Below are 18,105 nucleotides of genomic sequence, written 5' to 3' on the forward strand. Positions count from 1 at the left end.
TGTAGCAAGACGTAAGTATCAAGACAGAAGCATTTAGACTCAAGACACATAAAATTGCGATGGGAAAACTGTTTGAATCCAAGAACATAGCACCTTTAGGGACTGCCTAAAACTGCGACTGGAAACCAATCACTCATTCCTTCCTAACTTCCTGACTTCCAATCTTCCTAACTTTCCACCTCCCAACTTTCACTCCTTCTCCTCCAAGAGCGCTTTTTTCACTTCCTGAAGTTCCGCGATTTTTTCCGGACTTACCTGAGGGTATTCCAAATCCATCTGATCCAGGGCGCTGATGATTGCTGAAGCTATTCCAATTCGGGCGTAGGATTTATTATCTGCCGGAATGACGTACCAGGGAGAGTCTTTGGTAGAGGTGTTTTTGATCATTTCTTCATAGGCTTCTTGATATTGATTCCAATACCCTCGCTCTTTTACATCTCCCGTGCTGAACTTCCAGTTTTTGGACGGATCATCTATTCGGTCAATGAACCGTTGTTTTTGCTCTTCTTTGGATACATGTAGAAAAAGCTTGATTACCACTGTCCCGTTTCGATGGAGGTACTGCTCGAAATTCCGAATGTCCTCATAGCGCTGTTTCCAGATGTTTTTGGTGATCAGTTTTTTCGGGAGTTTCTGACTTTGGAGGATCGCTTCGTGCACTTTTACCACCAAGACTTCCTCGTAGTAGGACCTGTTGAAAATTCCGATTCTTCCCCGCTCCGGAACTCGTCTGAAGCATCTCCAGAGAAAATCATGGTCCAGTTCCTCTGCGCTTGGTGCCTTAAAAGAAGAGACTTGGCACCCTTGGGGGTTGACTCCAGACATCACATGTTTGATCCCCCCGTCCTTTCCCGCAGCATCCATTGCCTGGAATATCACCAATAAAGACCAGCGATCTTGAGCATAAAGAATTTCCTGAAGTGCCGCCAGGGCATCCACACCCTGTTCCAAAGCCTCTTTCACCAAAGGTTTGTCTTCCGGGCCAAGCGTCATTTTGGGGGAGGTAGAGTAATCCTTCAGTTTGAATTTTTTACCTTCTCCGACGTAATATTTTTTGGCAAATGTTTTGGCCCGTTTGATCAGGTCCTTATCGCTCATTTTTTTTAAGTCTTTGATTCGATCTTCTTCACTTTTTAGCATCGTGTTGATATTTTGTTTTGACTTTATTGGTTTTGGTAACTGATCAACATCAATCTTTCACAAACTCCTTGATATAAAGGGACTCTAGTCTATGGAAGTATAAAATTCCCCGGCTAATCCTGAGGTTGATAGTTGAAATAAGTTAAGGATTTAACAATTAGAAACCGTTGCCAAATGACCAAAATGAATAAAAGCTTAGCTTTAGGTTCTTTTTTTTAACCAAAATCAATCATGAAGAAAATACTTGTTACAACAGGGGGAGGAGATTGTCCCGGTTTGAATGCTGTAATCAGAGGAATAGTTAAGCGAGGATCCCAAGAAAAAGACCTGGAAATCTGGGGAAGCTTTGAGGCCTTGAACGGAATAATGGAAGAACCTACCCGGCTGATCCGATTGGATGAAGGTACGGTTTCCGGTATTCATGTCAGAGGCGGTACGATCCTCGGCACTACCAATAAGGGTAATCCTCTGAGCTTTCCCGAAAAGCAACCTGACGGTACGACCAAAATAGTCAATCGAATTCCCCTATTAGTAAACCGACTGAAGGACAAAGGGTTTGACGCAGTAATCAATATAGGAGGGGATGGGTCTCAGGCGATCTCTCAAGCGATGTTTGAGGCAGGAATGCCGGTGGTCGGGGTACCTAAAACGATAGATAATGACCTCAGTTCAACGGATTTTACGTTTGGCTTTCAGACAGCTGTTCAGACAGCCTCAGATTCATTTGATCGCTTGGTGACTACTGCCAACAGTCATCATCGGGTGATGATTATGGAAGTGATGGGACGGCATGCGGGTTGGATAGCCCTCTATACGGCCATTTCGGGTGGCGCAGAGATTTGTCTTATTCCGGAGATTCCTTATAATATCAATGCAGTGGTCGATCGGATCAAAAGTCGATACAACAATGGACGCGGATTTGTCAATATTGTGATAGCAGAAGGTGCGCATGCAATAGAAGGTTCCATCACTTCGACCCAAGGAGAGGAGGGCAGGATAGCGGTTCGTTTGGGGGGAGTTTGCTACACCTTGAGTCAGCAACTGAAAGATGCCGGAGTGGAGGCAGACATCAGAGAGACAGTGCTTGGACATACGCAGCGCGGTGGTACGCCCATTGCCTTTGACCGTGTGATTGCTTCGGTCTTTGGAGTCAAGGCCATTGAGTTGGTTCTTGCCGGTAAGTTTGGGCAACTGGTTGTTTTGCAAAATAATGATTACACCTCCGTCCCTATCCAGGAGGCCATCAGCGCTTACAACGTGGTGGATCCAAATGGCACCTTGGTCCAAGCGGCAAAAGGACTGGGGATTTCTTTTGGAGATTGAGTGAATTACACGTTCTCCTGTTATTTTATATTAATTTCCATTGATTTAATCCTAACCCAAAATGAAAAACTATTTTAATCTAAAGCATTATTTCGCCGGACTAATTGCGCTGGCAATTGTTAGTTTTGCTGAGTTTGCCTCAGCCCAATTGCCAAGGCAATATTTGGATATTTCTGTTTTACCAGACAAACCGGATTGGACCTACCAATTGGGTGAAAATGTAAAATTCATTGTTTCTGTCACCCAGTCCGGAAGACCAATTTCTGTGGAAAATGTAAGATACTTCGTGAAGGAAGAAAAAATGGATCCTATCAAAGAGGGCCCATTAACGCTACAGGAAGGGAAAGCAAGTATTACTGCGGATGGAATGAAAATGCCTGGTTTCCTCCGTTGTGAAGTGTTTGCTACTATTGACGGAAAGGAATATCGTGGCTTAGGTACGGCGGCTTTTGAACCGGAAAAAATCCAACCGACCGTCCAGATGCCTACCGATTTTGAAGCCTTTTGGGCGAAAGAAAAAGCTGAATTAGCCAAAATCCCCATGGATCCCAGGATGATTCATATTCCCGAACGGAGTACGGAAACAGTGGATGTCTACCATGTTAATTTTCAAAACGTCAAAAACAGCCGAATCTACGGGGTCTTAACTGTGCCAAAAGGTGATGGGAAATATCCGGCCATTCTTCAGGTGCCGGGTGCAGGTATTCGACCCTACTCGGGAGATCTCGGAAAAGCAGGCAGAGGAGCAATCACTTTGCAAATTGGGATTCATGGAATTCCCATAGACATGGCACCGGAAGTCTACGCCAATCTGACCAGTGGGGCACTGAATGGCTATTGGAACTTCAACATATCTGACAAAGACTTGTACTACTACAGGCGGGTGTACCTGGGATGTATCCGCGCCGTGGACTTTTTGGTTTCTTTACCACAATATGATGGCCAAAACCTGGGGATTCAGGGTGGAAGTCAGGGCGGGGCTTTGGCAATAGTTACAGCGGCCTTGGACCCTAGAATTAACTATTTGACAGCCATGTATCCTGCCTTGAGTGACATGACGGGTTACCTGCATGGTAGGGCGGGTGGTTGGCCCCATGTTTTTGCAGGGAATAACCTGCAAAACTTCAATAATCCCAAAACACTAGAGACCATCGGTTATTACGACGTGGTGAATTTTGCCAAAATCTTAAAAACACCGGGTTTTTATACTTGGGGATTCAATGACGATACCTGTCCTCCAACTTCTTTTTATTCTGCCTACAATCAAATAAAGGCACCAAAAGAAGTGTTTTTGGTTCTTGAAACAGGACATTGGGCCTATCCTGAACAATGGCAGAAATCTGAAAATTGGCTGTTTGAAAAGCTGAAAAAATGAACCCTGGTAACGCCTGAAAATCCTCAAAGGGGGATTTTCAGGCTTAGGGAAGGAATGGATCTGCGATTTCCTGGCAAAATAATGGGCTGATGGATTGCCTGATTTTCAAGTGAAAGCCTGGCTGCCATTCGGGCATTTTGTCCGGCACTGAGAAAAAGCGGGATGCTCGTGCTAATGGATAACACACCGGTCCAGCCCAAAAATGAAATGACCCGTGTATTGTTTTTACCGCTGTCGTAATCAAAATTTCTTGGGATTAGTATTGCAGTTAAAGAAAGTGCAGTTCCCCCTCCCAGAAAAATCCAGCCTGCCTTGTATTGCGTGTCACTTTTTTGGATCAGGTCCCACTGCATTGGAGAAGGTTCTGCATTTTGGGCGAAACTCTTTAAGCTTAGGCTCAGCAGCATCAAGAATAAAAATAAATGCTTCATTGTTTCTGAGAATTTAGGGGAATGGAAATAATCCAGGAGGGATAAGTTTTTGGTGAAAACCCACTTGGACTTGGTGCCATTAATTGCGTTGTGCCGACCCCAAGTTTAGCTGCTTTCCGACCATTTGAGGCAGAACTGACCAAGATCGGAACGCTGACAAGGGTCGAAATACTTCCGGCAATAAAGAAAAAAACACTTGCACCACCCGCGAAACTACTTTCGCTATTCCATGCGGTGCCGAAAAGTACGGTGCCTAAGAGGACCGATCCGGCACCTGCACCCAACATGATCAAGCCTGTTTTTTTCTGGTTTTCACTTTGCCGGAGGTATTCTTCGATCAAAATTCTGTTTTCCTGACTCTGTTGGGCTTGTGTCCTGGGAAGGACGAGCAGGAAGGCGACGATTAAAAGGAAAATTTTATTCATTTAGTTGCATTGAGAAAGACTGTGGAATCAATGAAGCAATAAGTTATTTCAAGTTTTTTAAAAGAACTATTAAAATCCAATTTTTACCTTAGTCCAGCATCAAAGACCAAATCCTTTTGACATCAAACCAGCCAAAAATGGAATGATAAAAATCAATAAAATCTCCAACCGGATCATCCAAATAATGGATTTGGGAATTTTGACCAATTCATCTGCATTGCCTTTGCGATTTTTGATAAAAAAAACAGTGGGATAGATGGATAGTATGCCAATCCCTACAAAAAGCCCGAGTTTAAGGTGGAAAAGCGGATTTTCGGAGTAAAATTCAGTGGGTTTGCCAAATCCTCCAAGCCAAAGGGACAGTCCTGCGGCAAGTAGGGAAAGTACCGCGAGTCCGTAAATTCCATCAATTTTTGAAAGTCTGTCAATTTCCTTTTTGGCAAGGGCCGGTTTCAGCAATAGGTGTTCTGACACCAAAGCCCCCACGATTACAAAAATACTGGCGAAGTGAAAATAGCGAAGTAGAAGTTCGATTGTCATTTTTTGTGATTAAAAGATAAATTTCCAACTTGAATAGCGTCTTATTAGCCGAAATGACAAATAAATTGTAGATAGTTCTGAGATTGGTGAAAAATACTTAACTTCTAACGTTTTTTCAACATAGCTCCTGAAGATCATATGCCATCACAACCTTTGGAATTGATTTTAGCAAGGCAATTTGGCGATAGCTTAAGTATGCCTTGCTTTTTGGTAGACCCTGACGGAAATTTACTTTTTTACAACGAAGCTGCTGAGAGTATTTTTGGATTGCGGTTTGGAGAGACCGGTGGAATGAGGGTGGAGGAATGGGCTACAGTTTTTACTCCTTCCGATGCCAATGGTAATGCTTTAGTACCCGAAGATCTTCCATTAGTCAAAACAATCAGCACCGGGAATCCTGCCTTTGGGACGTTCTTTATCAACAGTCTCACAGGGGAGCGGATTCAAATCACAGTGTCCTCATTTCCGATTATGGGAAGATCCAATCGTTTACTGGGGTCAATGGCGATGTTTTGGAAAACCAAAGAAATATGAAGATAAAAGTATGGGGTTGTAGAGGGTCTTTACCCACCCCTGGACCGGAAAATACAATTTACGGAGGAAATACTTCCTGCATTCAGGTCACGCATGGGGAAACCTGTATTATTTTGGATGGGGGCTCCGGTATTCTTCGTTTGGGAAAATATCTCAATCCAAATGTCAAGGAAATTCATGTCCTTTTTTCTCATCTTCATTTGGACCATACCATGGGATTGGGTTTTTTTACCCCCTTATACAATCCGTCTATTAAAGTCCATTTCTATGGACCATCCACCAGCAACGAACCCTTGGTCAACCGCCTGAGACGTTATTTTTCTCCGCCTTTATTTCCGGTTCGACTTAGTGAATTGCCGAGACACCCAATCATCCACGAGCTAAATAATTGCCAATTTTCAATCGGTGAGGTGCAGGTGAACTCAGAATACGTCTGCCATCCTGGGGCTACACTTGGCTATCGATTGACGGCGGGCAATTCAGTGTTTGCCTACATTTCGGATCATGAATTGCAGATGGGGTCTTCCAATTTCCCCAATGAACCGGAATGGACCAACGGCTATGAAATTGCAAAATCTGCAGATTTGCTGTTTCACGACGCTGCCTATACATCCAAAGAATACATGACTAAGATCGGTTGGGGTCACAGCTCTGTCCGGGATGCCATTGCTTTTGGAAAAATGTGTAAGGTGAAAAGACTGGCCTTATTTCACCACGAACCTACCCGGTCAGATGAGCAATTGGAGCAAATGCTCAAAAAGTCTACGCAGAATCTCAAACTCGATTTTGAGGTGGAATTGTGCGCTGAAGGCATGGTCTATGAACTGGAGTGACTTTCAGGCAAAAAAAAGCTGGCTCTGATATTTTTTCAGGCCAGCTTTCTATCCTACAGGTAATTAATTTTCAGGATACCAATTTCTCAGCCGTACGTCTACATTTGGTGCAGCTGCTTGAACCAAGCTCTTGAACTTTTCGGTATCGGCCAAACCCTCAGGTCCTCGGTAATGGAATGGATAGACTACAGCTGGCTGAAAGGCTGCAACAGCATTGGCTGCCTGCTCCACATCCATGGTGTAGGGCATATTCATGCAGACAAAGGCCACATCAATTTTTTTCAGTGTTCTCATTTCCGGAATATCATCAGTGTCGCCGGAAATGTAGAGTTGCTTACCACCCAGTGTAAGGATGTAGCCATTGCCACGTCCTTTTGGATGACGACTGTCAGCGGTTTCAGGCAGATTGTACATCGGGATTGCGCTGATTTTGGTATTCAACAGCGATTTGCTCTCACCGTTTTCTAGGATTTCGATAGACTTGTATTTTCCGGCAGGCAGTTTCTCTGCGACAGCCAAAGGCGCAACAACGGTGGCTTGGCTGAGGTCCAATCCGTCCAAAGTCTTTTGATCGTGATGGTCACCGTGAATGTCTGTAATCAGAACCAAGTCAGCGGTTTTTTGTCCCGCAAACTTGTCTGCACCACCATAGGGATCTACATAGATGGTGAGTCCATTATATTCCATCACGAATGTGCCGTGGAGGATGGGTTGGATGATAATGTCACCGCCTTGGGCAGGAATCCGATCCTGAGCCGATGCAGCAAACGCAAGGAGCAAAAAAAGAAACGTTAATTTTTTCATGGGAGTGGGGTCATTTGATTAGATGGTTAACTCCAACAGTATTGTACAGGTTTTACCACTTGTCAAAGACTCGAGAGATAATTTAACAAATCTTGGATCTCAGACGGGGAGAGGCCGGCCAACAGATTTTCGTACATCAGCGATTTCAACTCTTCCTCGGTTTTTTCGATATCTGACTTCTTGACTTGGACTGTATGATTTCCCACCAGCATGATGGAAATCTGGTCAGCATCCGAATAGACCACTCTTCCCAACAGGACTTTGCCGTCATTCAGGGTGATCTTAGTGGCGATCATGCTCGCTTTGATCCGGTTGGAGGGGGCGTTGATTTCTTCCAAAAGCTCCTCCTGAGAAAATTCCCTTCCGACGCCATTCAAATTGGGACCGATCAAATCGGTTTCCCCGTCTATGCTATGGCAGGCCGAGCAGGCACGAAGAGCAAAGAGCTCCCTGCCTTTTTCCAGCGATGCTTCGGGGAAAGATTCTTCCTTTATTTCCCGCTTGGTGAGGTGTTTCCCTTCCCGACTTGGATCATGGATCAATTTGTAGAATCCGCCCGTTTTCACTTCCGTAGGATTGTACCAATAGTCAGAAATGCCGTGCTGGGCTAAATAGAGCGATCCGTCTTTGCCAAAAGTCAGATCGGAGAGTTTCGGGATATCGACCACAGGGAGTTCTTTATATTCGTACCCCACACTTGTCTTCTGAATGGTCACTCGGGCCACGCCACCTCGGTTCCAGCGCTCACTTGGACCGTAAAAGGCTACAAAGAGACTTCCTGCTGAGCCTCCAAAATCATTTTCCAGGGAATTGAATTCCAACCCACTCGGTGCAAGTTCGTGTTCCAAAGAGAAAACCGGAGGAACTGCCACGTCAAATTTTCCCTCGTATTTCCGGGGATTATGTCCGTAAAATTGCCCGACTTGCAGGATATTGAGTTCTTCCGTGGCATTGCCTCCGCCTTTGTTATCGGCAAAAAACAAGTCCCGATCCGCATTGAAGTCCATGCCGTGTACGGATCTGATCCCCGTGGCCACGATGTCGAAGGAGGTCCCATCGGGGGAGACTTTCACCATCGAGCCCCTTAGACCCAGGGAATCCGGCGAGGCTCCGGGATTCCAGGAGTCTGTGGTCAGGACAAAATACAGCCATCCGTCGGGTCCAAAATTCAAGGCGCTGCTCCACTCATAGGGATGCTCGCTGACCGGGATTTTATCAAAAAATGTCCAGGAGGTGTCTGATTTGCCATCCTTGTTCCGGTCGAGGAAGATCCGGATTTCACTGCTCGTGCCGACATAGACCGAATCCCCTCTGAATTCCAATCCTGCGGGGGAGCGAAGGCCAAGTTCATTCAGATCTGCAAACAATCTGGCCTCATCCTCCACGCCGTCCCCATCCGAATCTATCAGGGTGTAAATTTCCCCGCTTTGATTTGCTCCAAAAAGGTCCCCGCTTGGACTCAGGGCGATTTGGATGGGATTGAGGATAGTCACACCTTTCTGGATGGGAAGTTTGATCAGGCGATAGGGGCCATACACCGGTGCGGTGCTGTCTTCATATTCTGAATAGTTTGCCGGAGGCGAGGCGCAGCCGACAGTTAAACTTATCGCAAGGAAGGCTTGCAAAAGGAGTTGTGGTGATCGGGTGAATATGTGATGCATAGAGCGATTTGGAAAAGTAACCCGCTGGAAGTTAGGGATTATTGGGGTAAAAATACAGCCATCGATTCAATCTACTTGAACTCGATTTCCTGTGCCTCCTCTATCAATTATTTTAGATAGGCCTAAAGAAAAAGATCATTCAAGTTTCCTGCAATTTCATTTTAGATTTTCTATGGCCAACTTTAATATGGTTTTGGTATAAATAATCGATTTTCTATTCCATGAATTGAATATTGACATGCTGATTCTATCACAGTGAAGAAAAAAAACCGGAAAATATTTTTTGTCTTAATGATCAGTTAGTTAACTTATGATAGTTAAATTATTTTTCACCATTAAACGTTTTTGCCTATGAGCGCAGAAAACTTAGTATCGTTTGATATCCCGGAAGAGGATATCAAAAAAGTACAGGACGCATTAAAGATTGTCACAGACATCCTGCGGAAGTACTTAATCGCACTCTCCCCCGATCAGCGTCGCATGATGCTCAAGATGGGAGACGGTTCCGAACCTTTTGTGATAAAGGTCTTGGATTATGTCAAATCCAATCCACAGTTTCTTCCAGCTGTACTGAGCGCGGAAGAAATGGACAAGGACTGGAAAGCGATCAACCAATTGGTTCCCATCCTTCGCATCATTGATCAGCTGGCGAGCAATCTCAGCGATACGATCATGGAAGCAGGCTCCGAACTGTATAAGGCCTGCCTAGGCTATTACAAAGGAGTGGAAATAGGAGCCGTGATGAACTACCCTGACGCCAAGCCAATCTCAGAAGATCTAGGCAAGCGCTTCGTAGGGCAGGGCAGGAGAAGGAAACCTCCTGGAGACTCTTAATGCTTGAAAAGTTGCTTTAATGACCCCATTTGGGCCGGTTGCTTGCAGCCGGCCTTTTTATTTGTCCTCGGTAGATAAGTAGTTTCCTAGAAAAGGTAGAGGATTGCCTTCTGAGGCTAGACCACTACCCTCCGAGGGTAATTAATTAGCCTCAGAAAGTATATGTTTACCCTCCGAGGCTAATTAGTTTGGCAAAAAAGCAAACTGGTTATTCCGAAAAGTAAGTGGGGTGTCTAAATTGGAGAGCCAGTTCCCTTCTGTTGTTAATGGGTAATATAAAAAAGGAAACCTTCTATTGAAAGTAGTTGATTTTGCATCAAATTAGGGGGAAGAGTAAAATTATCATTTAATCCCAAATTAAAAAATGTGTTGGAATAGAGCTGGGTTTTTTCTGAAAGCTTAAATAATTAGGGTGTAATCAGTTGATTCTAGTAGGCTATTTCTTTTTTCTAAATACGAAATGAATTCGGGTGTAAGAATCTCCTTTGGAAGTTGTTTGTTTGCTATAAAATTAATTACAAAATCTTCATGACTTTGTTCAATATCTGTTTTGTAGCTGATTTTCCCATCCTTGGAGATGTAAAGCAAATTGATATCAAAGAGTTTATGGTGATTGTTACAAAGCCACAAACCATTATCACCATTGATGGCGTGCTTAAGTTTCAAATCATTATTTAATGCCGAATTTCGTTTTATACTTGCAACAGGCCATATGTGTGCTCCTTGAATTATTTGGGGAATTTCACAACTACATAGGCAACATTTTTTATCTCCTAATTTCTCTAAAAGATTATATATATATGTAGGAGATCGTAAACTGTCATTATTTTCAAATTCCTCACGCTCAAGAATTAGATTCGAAGTAATTACTTTTATTCCTAAGGACAGAATTACATTTCTTGCATCTTTTGGTAATTTAATTAATTCTTTTTCTTGAATCTCATATAACTCCATTGGCTGAGATGAAATCGCATAAATTGCAAGACAGAGCAAGGTGGTTTCATATTTATTTGCTCCATATGTTTTTCCAAAAATTTGAAGTATTCCATTTTCATCTATGGTTACATAAGATGATGCATTTCCTTTATTTTTACCTCTATTGAAATCTCTTTGTACTATGATGTCAGATACAGAATTAAATGGGTTTATGGAAATACCCAAGTGATCATGTTCATTTAAAAAAATAGTACCTGCTGTTTTCATAAGCCTATACATGAAGATGAAATAAGCTGTATTAATTTTGCCATTAGGTTTCAAAAAATAAAAGAAAATAGCTTTATTTGAGTTTGTTTCTTCATGAAACTTAACTAGGGCGCTTGGGAAACTTTGGAAAAAGGAATTTCTAGATTTAATTTCAAATTCAGAGATGGAAACATATGCAATGTTCCCATTGAATTCTAAAGTTGCTAACCTTCCAATATTGTATCCAATATTGTCAAAAGTTACTGTGAATTTATTTTGTCCAGTAATTTTCTTGCAAATATCTTTTAAAATTTCCTTAGTCAAAATTTCTTCATAAAGCTCATGTCGCTTCTGAAAATGATTTTTTATTGTAAAGTGTGGTATTGGCATTGATTATATAATTTGTGATTAATATTTCTTGACGGTTATTGACTAATTGAGGATCAACTTCAATAATGTTGTAATTATTTTTCTTGATCCATTCCTTAAGTTGAAAATTATATTTCCCTTTATGTTCCAAAACATATGAAATCATGAACAACTTGTTGTCATCATTCAATCTGTCAACAAAATCAAAAAATTTCTTTTCGGTATCAGTATTCCATCCGTGAAAGCCCCTTTTACCATCATTATATGCTCCTGTTGTTAACATATATGGTGGGTCTAAGTAGGTAAAAGTTTCCTTATTTTTATTTAATTCATAAAAAATCTCATTATAATCATTGCTTTCAAACGATATATTTTTTTCTTTTATAACTCTTGAAAAGCTTATCATTTTTTCCAATACCTTATCATTGAACCATCTCATGCCAACGGGGTTATTGAAATCGTGATTTCCATTAAAACGGATTTGTTGGTTAAATCCATAAAGAATTACTGCGTATAATAGCTTGGGATCTCTTTTTTCAGAGGGCAATGAATTGTAGTGATCTCTCACCTTAATGTAACTTTCTGCGTTTTCTGCTTCTAATTTAAATTTTTTTATAATTCTTTTCAAATAAAGAACGTATTGATAAGTGTCATTGATTTTAAATGATGAAACAAGGTCTCGAACAAAATGATTGATGTCATTATAAATAATTCTATCTGCTTTTATGTTTATTCCTACGTTAAAACCTCCACCAAAAGCATCAACGAATGTGCTAAATTTTTTAGGGGAATTTAACTTGATAAATTGAGCCATTTTCGCCTTACTTCCTATGTAATTTAGAGGTGAAACATAAGAGACTTCATTTTCTGGTTTCTTTTCTATATAAAACAAATATTCAAAATGTTCATTTTTTTCTTTAGATTTTGAATTTGTGTATTTTTTGTAATTTAGGTTTTTGCAAATAAATGTTTCAGATTTTCCATAACGTTTCATGCTGGCTTCAATAAAACTCTTTGACATAAAACCATCTTTGCTATAACTGAAAACAATATGTTGAGCTTTTGTCTTTGCTAAAATTTTATCAAACAATATGTGAGTTTTTATGTCTTTTGACCAATCTGATTTCATAGGGGTTGTTGGTCTTGACCCAGTTATTTCACTTATATTAGGATTATCATTTAAAATTAAAGTTTCTAATAAATGATATTGTGTTCCGTATTGATTTTGGGTGTATGGCGGGTCTAGGTATAATATATCACATTCAATGTCTGAAATTATATCTTCTATTTTAGTATTTAAAAAAGTTGTTTCATTTGGATTTGAAAATTTAGCCAAAACTCTTTTAAATTCGATTGGTTTAAGCGCTCTTGAATCCCAGTGTTTTAAAAATGCGCCGTAAACTCCGGCTGTATTTGATACAACAGAAACTGATTCTACCAAGCTTGCCAATAAGTATGCATACTCATTTTCATTTATCAAGTTTTCTGTTCTCCAGTTTTCTATAGTTTCTCTGAAATAGTCTATTCTTCCTGCATTTTCTGCTGTAAAATACATTCTGTTTGAACCTCCTGGTGAATAATTGTTATAAATAAATCCTTGTAAAGAATTTGTGTTGGAATTTAAAAACTTTATAGGATCAAACCCTAAATGGGTAAAAGAACAATTACTAGAACAGACTCTTCCTCTCGTATAAATCATGCACCATTGGAGCAAATCATTTGATATAAGATTAAAAGAATCTTTAAGAGAATCAGATACTGCTCCTGTTCCGCAAAATGCATCAAAAAATGTTAATCCATTGTTTGTCAGGCCTAATTTATCCAACATATTCATTATGTCTGACATTATTAATTCTTTGTTACCAATAAATCTCATATAATATCTTTTCTATTTTTCTCAAAGGTAGGGCTTAAATCTGTTTTGCTTTCCTTAAAATTCAAACATTGTTTTTTTTTAATTTTTTTTCTTCTGTTTTGAAACAAGTTGTCACATATTCTTATAGTTCATTTTCAATTTGAAGTTCCAATTTGGAACCTCAAGTTATCCCATTTTTTTCGGATAGATGGAATGCAAACCATTTTTTACCCAAGTCTTTGAGTGAAGCCCCAAGTGATACAGTTCCTTTCCGTCTATCAATAAAAAGCGGTCATGACTTTGAGAAAAGGCTTTTACCTGGATTTCGGGATATTGGGTATGATGCTTTTCCAGACCAATTAGAAAGTTCACAGCTCATCCTTCCGTTTGGGTCTCCATCAATTAGGAATATTTTTATTGTTTTGCCGAATTTCATAGTCTTAAATTTATTGTGCAATTCCGAATCACTAGTCCCTTTAGGGGCTTCATACAGGTAGAACATAAGTTGATGGCTTTGTTCCGTCCCATCTGGGACGGGATGCTTTTGGTTTGATGGTTTTCTACCCACATGCTGTGCCTAGCGGCACGTACTCGAATAACCTTATTCATTATCATACATCGCTTCCTGTAAAATAAATCGCTGGTCAAAGTCTACTTCGAATTTCTTTAAAAAGGTACTCCTTCCATTCTTTTTGAATAAGGCAGGTACGATTTTGAACGGCAAAGATTACGTGTAGGTGAATTTGAGTATAAGTATTGGCCATCAATTAAAAATCAAGTTAAACTTCCGTAGCATTCCTTTTTTTACAATTTCAAACTTCTAACTTCAAACTTTTTCTTTCACCCCGCCCAGCCTTCTCGATCCAAACTTCGATATTGAATGGCTTCGGCCAGGTGCTCGACTTTGATGTCGGCAGTGCCGGAGATATCGGCAATGGTACGGGCGACCTTCAGGATGCGGTCATAAGCCCGGGCAGATAGTCCAAGCCGCTCCATGGCGGTTTTGAGCAGGGCTTTTCCGGCTTCATTGATTTGGCAGATTTCCTTGACCATGTGGGAGGGCATCATGGCATTGCAGTAGACCTCGGGGTTGTTTTGGAAGCGCTCGCGCTGCCGCTCTCTTCCCTTAATGACCCGCTCGCGGATGGATTTGCTGTTTTCACTTTTGCGGGTGGAGGTCATCTCGTCAAATTTCACCGGGGTGACTTCCACATGTAGGTCGATCCGGTCGAGTAGCGGTCCGCTCACTTTGTTCAGATAGCGCTGCACGATGCCGGGTCCACAGACGCATTCCTTCTCGGGATGATTGTAATAGCCGCAGGGGCAGGGGTTCATGCTGGCGATCAGCATAAAGTTGGCCGGATAGTCTACGGAAACTTTGGCTCGGGATATGGTTACTTTCCGTTCTTCCAGCGGTTGGCGCATCACTTCCAGTACTGTCCGCTTGAATTCGGGAAGTTCGTCCAGAAATAGCACGCCATTGTGGGCCAGGGAAATTTCCCCCGGTTGTGGATTTCCTCCTCCTCCGACCAAGGCCACATCGCTTATCGTGTGGTGTGGACTTCGAAAAGGTCGCTGAGCAAGCAAAGATCCGTTTCTGCCCAGTTTTCCGGCTACGGAGTGGATCTTTGTCGTCTCCAGGGCTTCCTGAAGCGATAGCGGAGGAAGAATCGACGGAAGCCGCTTGGCGAGCATAGTCTTGCCGGCACCCGGAGGACCGATCATGATGACGTTGTGACCTCCTGCCGCGGCGATTTCCATGGCGCGCTTGATATTCTCCTGTCCCTGCACATCGGCAAAGTCAAATTCATTATCATCGAGCGAATGGTAAAAGATCTCCCGGGTATCGGTGACCAAGGGTTCGATTTGTAGATTTCCCTGAAGAAAATCCACCGCCTGATCGAGTGTTTCCACGCCGATGATATCAATGTTATTGACGATGGAGGCTTCTTTTGCATTTTCCAGAGGAAGAATGAAGCCTTTGAATCCCCGCTTTCGGGCTTCGATTGCGATGGGGAGTACTCCTTTGATCGGTCGAAGGTTGCCATCCAAGGATAGTTCCCCCATGATTACATAGCGGTCGAGCTCTGGGAAGTGGACTTGCTCGGATGCTTGAAGAATGCCCATAGCGATGGACAGATCATAGGCGGAGCCTTCTTTTCTGATGTCCGCAGGAGCCAGATTGATGACGACCTTTTGGCGTGGCATGCGGTAGTTGAAGTACTTGAGGGCGGATTCTACCCGTTGTTGGGATTCCTTGACGGCAGAATCGGGAAGGCCCACCATGTAAAAGCTGGTTCCCTGTCCAACGTTCACTTCGATGGTGATCAGATTGGCATCTACGCCAGAAACGGCACTTCCAAAAGTTTTTGCAACCATAGCTGAATAAAAAAGCAGACGATTGTTCTCCTCAATATACTGGATTGTGAAAATTAAACCTTTATTGATCGGTGAAATTTTGTCTTGGACGAAGGATTCCTCCGGTTTCCTCCTGGTTTTTTGGGGGGAGGGATGGCTGAGGTTGAGGCTTTTTGGGCTCGACTACTTTTGGATGCTCAAAATCATAGAGTTTGGCTTTGAGCCCATTCATTTCATCCTGCATCTTCTTGATCAGTGTACTTTGATTGCTGGCATGCATGATGCCTGCTCCCCAAGCTGCCAAAAACAAGATAAATCCGGTCAGGAATACTTTGACCATCGAGTCGGAGGTCAGCGGATCCATTCCAAACATTCCTCCTAATGTGTCAAAGGAGATGAAAAAGATCAGGAAAAATATAAAGTAGACTAATACGGCGACTTGAAGGTATTTTGCTATAGTTTTCATAGGATTATAGATTGTTTTTTGAAGTTCAAATGGAATGCCCAAGATCACCGAGCTATCGGGATATCTCCTGGTGTGAGAAGCTTTTCTCCTAGTCAGTTCATGAGTTCAATTATTAAAGTTTTCTAATTTAATCAAACTGACTGAATACTGGAAAGCTTTTGATAAAGACCGTCTGCAGCCATCAGGTCCGCATGTGATCCGCGCTGTGCGATTTCACCTTTTTCGATCACCAAAATCTCATCAGCATGTTGGATTGTACTCAAGCGATGTGCAATTACCAAAGTAGTACGATTGGTCATCAATTTGGTCAAAGCCTCTTGTACCAAATGTTCTGATTCGGAATCCAAAGCAGAGGTCGCTTCATCCAAAATGAGAATCGGAGGATTTTTCAAGACGGCCCGGGCGATGCTTAACCGCTGCCGCTGCCCACCGGAAAGTTTCGAGCCACGTTCCCCTATGGAAGTCTGGTAACCATTTTCCAAGTTTGAGATGAATTCGTGAGCGTTGGCAATTTTTGCAGCTTCGATGACTTGATCCTCGGTTGCATCCGCTATTCCAAAGGCAATATTGTTGAACACCGTGTCATTGAACAGAATGGACTCTTGCGTCACGATACCCATCAGACTTCTGAGTTGGGATGGTGAAAAATCCCTCAGATTAGTGCCGTCCAGATAAATCCCGCCGGAAGTAGGATCATAAAATCGCGGAACCAAATCTGCCAAGGTAGATTTCCCGCCTCCGGAAGGGCCTACCAACGCGATGGTTTTTCCTTTTTTCAGGGTGAAATTAATGGCTTTCAACACCAGTTTGTCTTCATAAGCAAAAGCTACGTCCCTGAACTCAATAGCAGTTCTGAACTCAGAAACAGGCTTTGGTACGGCCGGAGCTTTGATTTGACTTTCAGTGTCGATCACTCCAAAAATCCGTTCCGCAGAAGCGATCCCCCGCTGAATGTTGGAAAAAGCCCGGGAGATTTCCTTGGCGGGATTCAGGACTTGTGTGAAAATAATGATATAGGTAATGAAGTCCGAGGCACTCAAATCAGACTCTCCACTGAGTACCAAACTGCCCCCATAGACTAAAATTCCTGCGACAACGCTGACCCCAAGAAATTGTGAAATAGGTGATGCAAGCTCATTTTTCCGCGCCATACTCACATTGACTTTGGAGTAATAATCTGTTTCCTGGTCAAATTTTTTACCGATAAAACGCTCCGCATTGAAGGCTTTGATTACGCGCATTCCGCCAAGCGCTTCGTCCAGAATATTGACGATTCGGCCCAAGGACTGCTGGCTTTGTACTGCTTTTTTCTTGAGTCTGCGGGTGATTCCTCCAATGATTGCTCCCGATATCGGGATGATCAGGATGGTGAAAAGGGTCAGCTTGACTGACATGAAAAACAACACGGAAAAGTACAGGATAATCGTGGCAGGTTCACGGAAAACCACTCTCAGGGACTGAACGATCGTGTTTTCGACTTCCTGCACATCGTTGGTCATTTTGGACATCAAATCCCCTTTTCGCTCATTGGAAAAGTATCCGATGTGTAAGGCACCAACTTTCTCGAAAATATCCATCCGCATGCCCTTGATGACGGTAGCACGGACTTTTGCCAAAACAACAGCGGAAAGGTAGGTGAACAGATTGGATAAAAAGACCGAGAAGACAATGATGATGCATACAAAGAACAGGGTTCCCATTTTCCCATATGTATCCTGAACGGTCAAAAAATAGTGATTGAACAGTCCTGTGAAATATTCTATGGAAAAAGTGAAGGTTGGAAGCGTTCTGAATTTTTCCAGCGACTCCGGCTCCACCTGCTCAAAAATCACATCAAAAAGTGGCTTGAGCAGTGTAAAATTGATCAATCCAAAAATGATGGAAAAGAGGGTGTACAAGATGTAGGTGGGGACGAATTTGCCAAATGGACGAGCATAAGACAGGATCCGAAGGTAGGTTTGCATCAAAAGATTGA

General features: G+C 42.4%; 17 protein-coding genes and 1 pseudogene. 5 read left to right on the plus strand and 13 right to left on the minus strand.

The genetic code is table 11. The features are described from left to right. Nucleotides 1–189 precede the first annotated feature (189 nt). Nucleotides 190–1,140 (minus strand): polyphosphate kinase 2 family protein, encoded by a 951-nt coding sequence (locus C4S61_RS15125; RefSeq protein ID WP_235010025.1) that lies wholly within the window; start codon nucleotides 1,138–1,140, stop codon nucleotides 190–192. A 231-nt stretch (nucleotides 1,141–1,371) separates the two neighbouring features. Here C4S61_RS15125 and C4S61_RS15130 point away from each other — a divergent pair, with 231 nt between their 5' ends. Then, nucleotides 1,372–2,463, plus strand: a complete 1,092-nt coding sequence (locus tag C4S61_RS15130; protein WP_103925648.1) for a 6-phosphofructokinase — start codon at nucleotides 1,372–1,374, stop codon at nucleotides 2,461–2,463. Nucleotides 2,464–2,524: 61 nt separating this feature from the next. Continuing rightward, nucleotides 2,525–3,838 carry an acetylxylan esterase gene (locus C4S61_RS15135; protein ID WP_103925649.1) on the plus strand — a complete coding sequence of 438 codons (1,314 nt, stop codon included), beginning with the start codon at nucleotides 2,525–2,527 and terminating at the stop codon, nucleotides 3,836–3,838. Nucleotides 3,839–3,861: 23 nt separating this feature from the next. On the opposite strand, the gene C4S61_RS15140 is transcribed toward C4S61_RS15135, so the two are convergent. The 3 genes from C4S61_RS15140 to C4S61_RS15150 all read right to left on the minus strand — a co-directional run bounded on the left by C4S61_RS15140 (nucleotide 3,862) and on the right by C4S61_RS15150 (nucleotide 5,234). Continuing rightward, a complete protein-coding gene (locus tag C4S61_RS15140; protein WP_103925650.1) occupies nucleotides 3,862–4,269 on the minus strand; it encodes a hypothetical protein in 408 nt (135 codons plus the stop codon). After that, complete coding sequence (locus C4S61_RS15145) at nucleotides 4,266–4,694, minus strand: hypothetical protein (protein ID WP_103925651.1); 429 nt, start codon at nucleotides 4,692–4,694, stop codon at nucleotides 4,266–4,268. Before C4S61_RS15145 ends, C4S61_RS15140 begins: the two co-directional genes overlap by 4 nt. Nucleotides 4,695–4,793: 99 nt before the next feature. Further along, a complete protein-coding gene (locus tag C4S61_RS15150) occupies nucleotides 4,794–5,234 on the minus strand; it encodes a DUF2214 family protein (RefSeq protein ID WP_103925652.1) in 441 nt (146 codons plus the stop codon). A 138-nt stretch (nucleotides 5,235–5,372) separates the two neighbouring features. On the opposite strand from C4S61_RS15150, the gene C4S61_RS15155 reads away from it, so the two are divergent. Continuing rightward, nucleotides 5,373–5,768 (plus strand): PAS domain-containing protein, encoded by a 396-nt coding sequence (locus tag C4S61_RS15155; RefSeq protein ID WP_103925653.1) that lies wholly within the window; start codon nucleotides 5,373–5,375, stop codon nucleotides 5,766–5,768. Continuing rightward, a complete protein-coding gene (locus tag C4S61_RS15160; protein WP_103925654.1) occupies nucleotides 5,765–6,601 on the plus strand; it encodes an MBL fold metallo-hydrolase in 837 nt (278 codons plus the stop codon). The genes C4S61_RS15155 and C4S61_RS15160 overlap by 4 nt, the downstream gene beginning before the upstream one ends. A 63-nt stretch (nucleotides 6,602–6,664) precedes the next feature. Here C4S61_RS15160 and C4S61_RS15165 read toward each other — a convergent pair whose 3' ends face one another. Both C4S61_RS15165 and C4S61_RS15170 read right to left on the minus strand, forming a co-directional pair. Beyond that, entirely contained in the window at nucleotides 6,665–7,405 is a 741-nt protein-coding gene (locus C4S61_RS15165; RefSeq protein ID WP_103925655.1) for an MBL fold metallo-hydrolase, read from the minus strand. A gap of 62 nt (nucleotides 7,406–7,467) precedes the next feature. Continuing rightward, the gene (locus C4S61_RS15170) at nucleotides 7,468–9,066 is read right to left on the minus strand and encodes a DUF7133 domain-containing protein (protein ID WP_103925656.1); all 1,599 of its coding nucleotides are present in this window, start codon (nucleotides 9,064–9,066) and stop codon (nucleotides 7,468–7,470) included. A 351-nt stretch (nucleotides 9,067–9,417) separates the two neighbouring features. Here C4S61_RS15170 and C4S61_RS15175 point away from each other — a divergent pair, with 351 nt between their 5' ends. Next, the gene (locus C4S61_RS15175; RefSeq protein ID WP_103925657.1) at nucleotides 9,418–9,900 is read left to right on the plus strand and encodes a hypothetical protein; all 483 of its coding nucleotides are present in this window, start codon (nucleotides 9,418–9,420) and stop codon (nucleotides 9,898–9,900) included. Between the two features lie 399 nt (nucleotides 9,901–10,299). On the opposite strand, the gene C4S61_RS15180 is transcribed toward C4S61_RS15175, so the two are convergent. The 7 genes and pseudogenes from C4S61_RS15180 to C4S61_RS15210 all read right to left on the minus strand — a co-directional run bounded on the left by C4S61_RS15180 (nucleotide 10,300) and on the right by C4S61_RS15210 (nucleotide 18,094). After that, nucleotides 10,300–11,472, minus strand: a complete 1,173-nt coding sequence (locus C4S61_RS15180) for an HNH endonuclease signature motif containing protein (RefSeq protein WP_103925658.1) — start codon at nucleotides 11,470–11,472, stop codon at nucleotides 10,300–10,302. Next, nucleotides 11,423–13,327, minus strand: a complete 1,905-nt coding sequence (locus C4S61_RS15185; RefSeq protein ID WP_103925659.1) for a DNA adenine methylase — start codon at nucleotides 13,325–13,327, stop codon at nucleotides 11,423–11,425. The genes C4S61_RS15180 and C4S61_RS15185 overlap by 50 nt, the downstream gene beginning before the upstream one ends. 165 nt (nucleotides 13,328–13,492) lie before the next feature. Then, complete coding sequence (locus tag C4S61_RS15190; protein WP_200820594.1) at nucleotides 13,493–13,678, minus strand: hypothetical protein; 186 nt, start codon at nucleotides 13,676–13,678, stop codon at nucleotides 13,493–13,495. A gap of 293 nt (nucleotides 13,679–13,971) precedes the next feature. Beyond that, nucleotides 13,972–14,070 (minus strand): annotated as a pseudogene (locus C4S61_RS22730) (IS200/IS605 family transposase); the annotation flags it as partial. 76 nt (nucleotides 14,071–14,146) lie between these two features. Continuing rightward, nucleotides 14,147–15,685, minus strand: a complete 1,539-nt coding sequence (locus C4S61_RS15200; protein WP_103925660.1) for a YifB family Mg chelatase-like AAA ATPase — start codon at nucleotides 15,683–15,685, stop codon at nucleotides 14,147–14,149. 61 nt (nucleotides 15,686–15,746) lie between these two features. Then, nucleotides 15,747–16,130 (minus strand): hypothetical protein, encoded by a 384-nt coding sequence (locus tag C4S61_RS15205; protein ID WP_103925661.1) that lies wholly within the window; start codon nucleotides 16,128–16,130, stop codon nucleotides 15,747–15,749. A gap of 131 nt (nucleotides 16,131–16,261) precedes the next feature. Continuing rightward, the gene (locus C4S61_RS15210) at nucleotides 16,262–18,094 is read right to left on the minus strand and encodes an ABC transporter ATP-binding protein (protein ID WP_103925662.1); all 1,833 of its coding nucleotides are present in this window, start codon (nucleotides 18,092–18,094) and stop codon (nucleotides 16,262–16,264) included. Nucleotides 18,095–18,105: the final 11 nt, after the last annotated feature.

Source organism: Algoriphagus boritolerans DSM 17298 = JCM 18970 (assembly GCF_900108085.1).
GTDB classification, from domain to species: Bacteria; Bacteroidota; Bacteroidia; order Cytophagales; family Cyclobacteriaceae; genus Algoriphagus; species Algoriphagus boritolerans.

Bases quoted from the DNA above. Each gene is read 5' to 3' on its own strand.
- C4S61_RS15170 (WP_103925656.1), bottom strand. From the start codon at position 9,066: ATGCATCACATATTCACCCGATCACCACAACTCCTTTTGCAAGCCTTC.
- C4S61_RS15180 (WP_103925658.1), bottom strand. From the start codon at position 11,472: ATGCCAATACCACACTTTACAATAAAAAATCATTTTCAGAAGCGACAT.
- C4S61_RS15200 (WP_103925660.1), bottom strand. From the start codon at position 15,685: ATGGTTGCAAAAACTTTTGGAAGTGCCGTTTCTGGCGTAGATGCCAAT.
- C4S61_RS15185 (WP_103925659.1), bottom strand. From the start codon at position 13,327: ATGAGATTTATTGGTAACAAAGAATTAATAATGTCAGACATAATGAAT.
- C4S61_RS15130 (WP_103925648.1), top strand. From the start codon at position 1,372: ATGAAGAAAATACTTGTTACAACAGGGGGAGGAGATTGTCCCGGTTTG.
- C4S61_RS15140 (WP_103925650.1), bottom strand. From the start codon at position 4,269: ATGAAGCATTTATTTTTATTCTTGATGCTGCTGAGCCTAAGCTTAAAG.
- C4S61_RS15135 (WP_103925649.1), top strand. From the start codon at position 2,525: ATGAAAAACTATTTTAATCTAAAGCATTATTTCGCCGGACTAATTGCG.
- C4S61_RS15145 (WP_103925651.1), bottom strand. From the start codon at position 4,694: ATGAATAAAATTTTCCTTTTAATCGTCGCCTTCCTGCTCGTCCTTCCC.
- C4S61_RS15160 (WP_103925654.1), top strand. From the start codon at position 5,765: ATGAAGATAAAAGTATGGGGTTGTAGAGGGTCTTTACCCACCCCTGGA.
- C4S61_RS15165 (WP_103925655.1), bottom strand. From the start codon at position 7,405: ATGAAAAAATTAACGTTTCTTTTTTTGCTCCTTGCGTTTGCTGCATCG.
- C4S61_RS15210 (WP_103925662.1), bottom strand. From the start codon at position 18,094: ATGCAAACCTACCTTCGGATCCTGTCTTATGCTCGTCCATTTGGCAAA.
- C4S61_RS15205 (WP_103925661.1), bottom strand. From the start codon at position 16,130: ATGAAAACTATAGCAAAATACCTTCAAGTCGCCGTATTAGTCTACTTT.
- C4S61_RS15175 (WP_103925657.1), top strand. From the start codon at position 9,418: ATGAGCGCAGAAAACTTAGTATCGTTTGATATCCCGGAAGAGGATATC.
- C4S61_RS15150 (WP_103925652.1), bottom strand. From the start codon at position 5,234: ATGACAATCGAACTTCTACTTCGCTATTTTCACTTCGCCAGTATTTTT.
- C4S61_RS15155 (WP_103925653.1), top strand. From the start codon at position 5,373: ATGCCATCACAACCTTTGGAATTGATTTTAGCAAGGCAATTTGGCGAT.
- C4S61_RS15125 (WP_235010025.1), bottom strand. From the start codon at position 1,140: ATGCTAAAAAGTGAAGAAGATCGAATCAAAGACTTAAAAAAAATGAGC.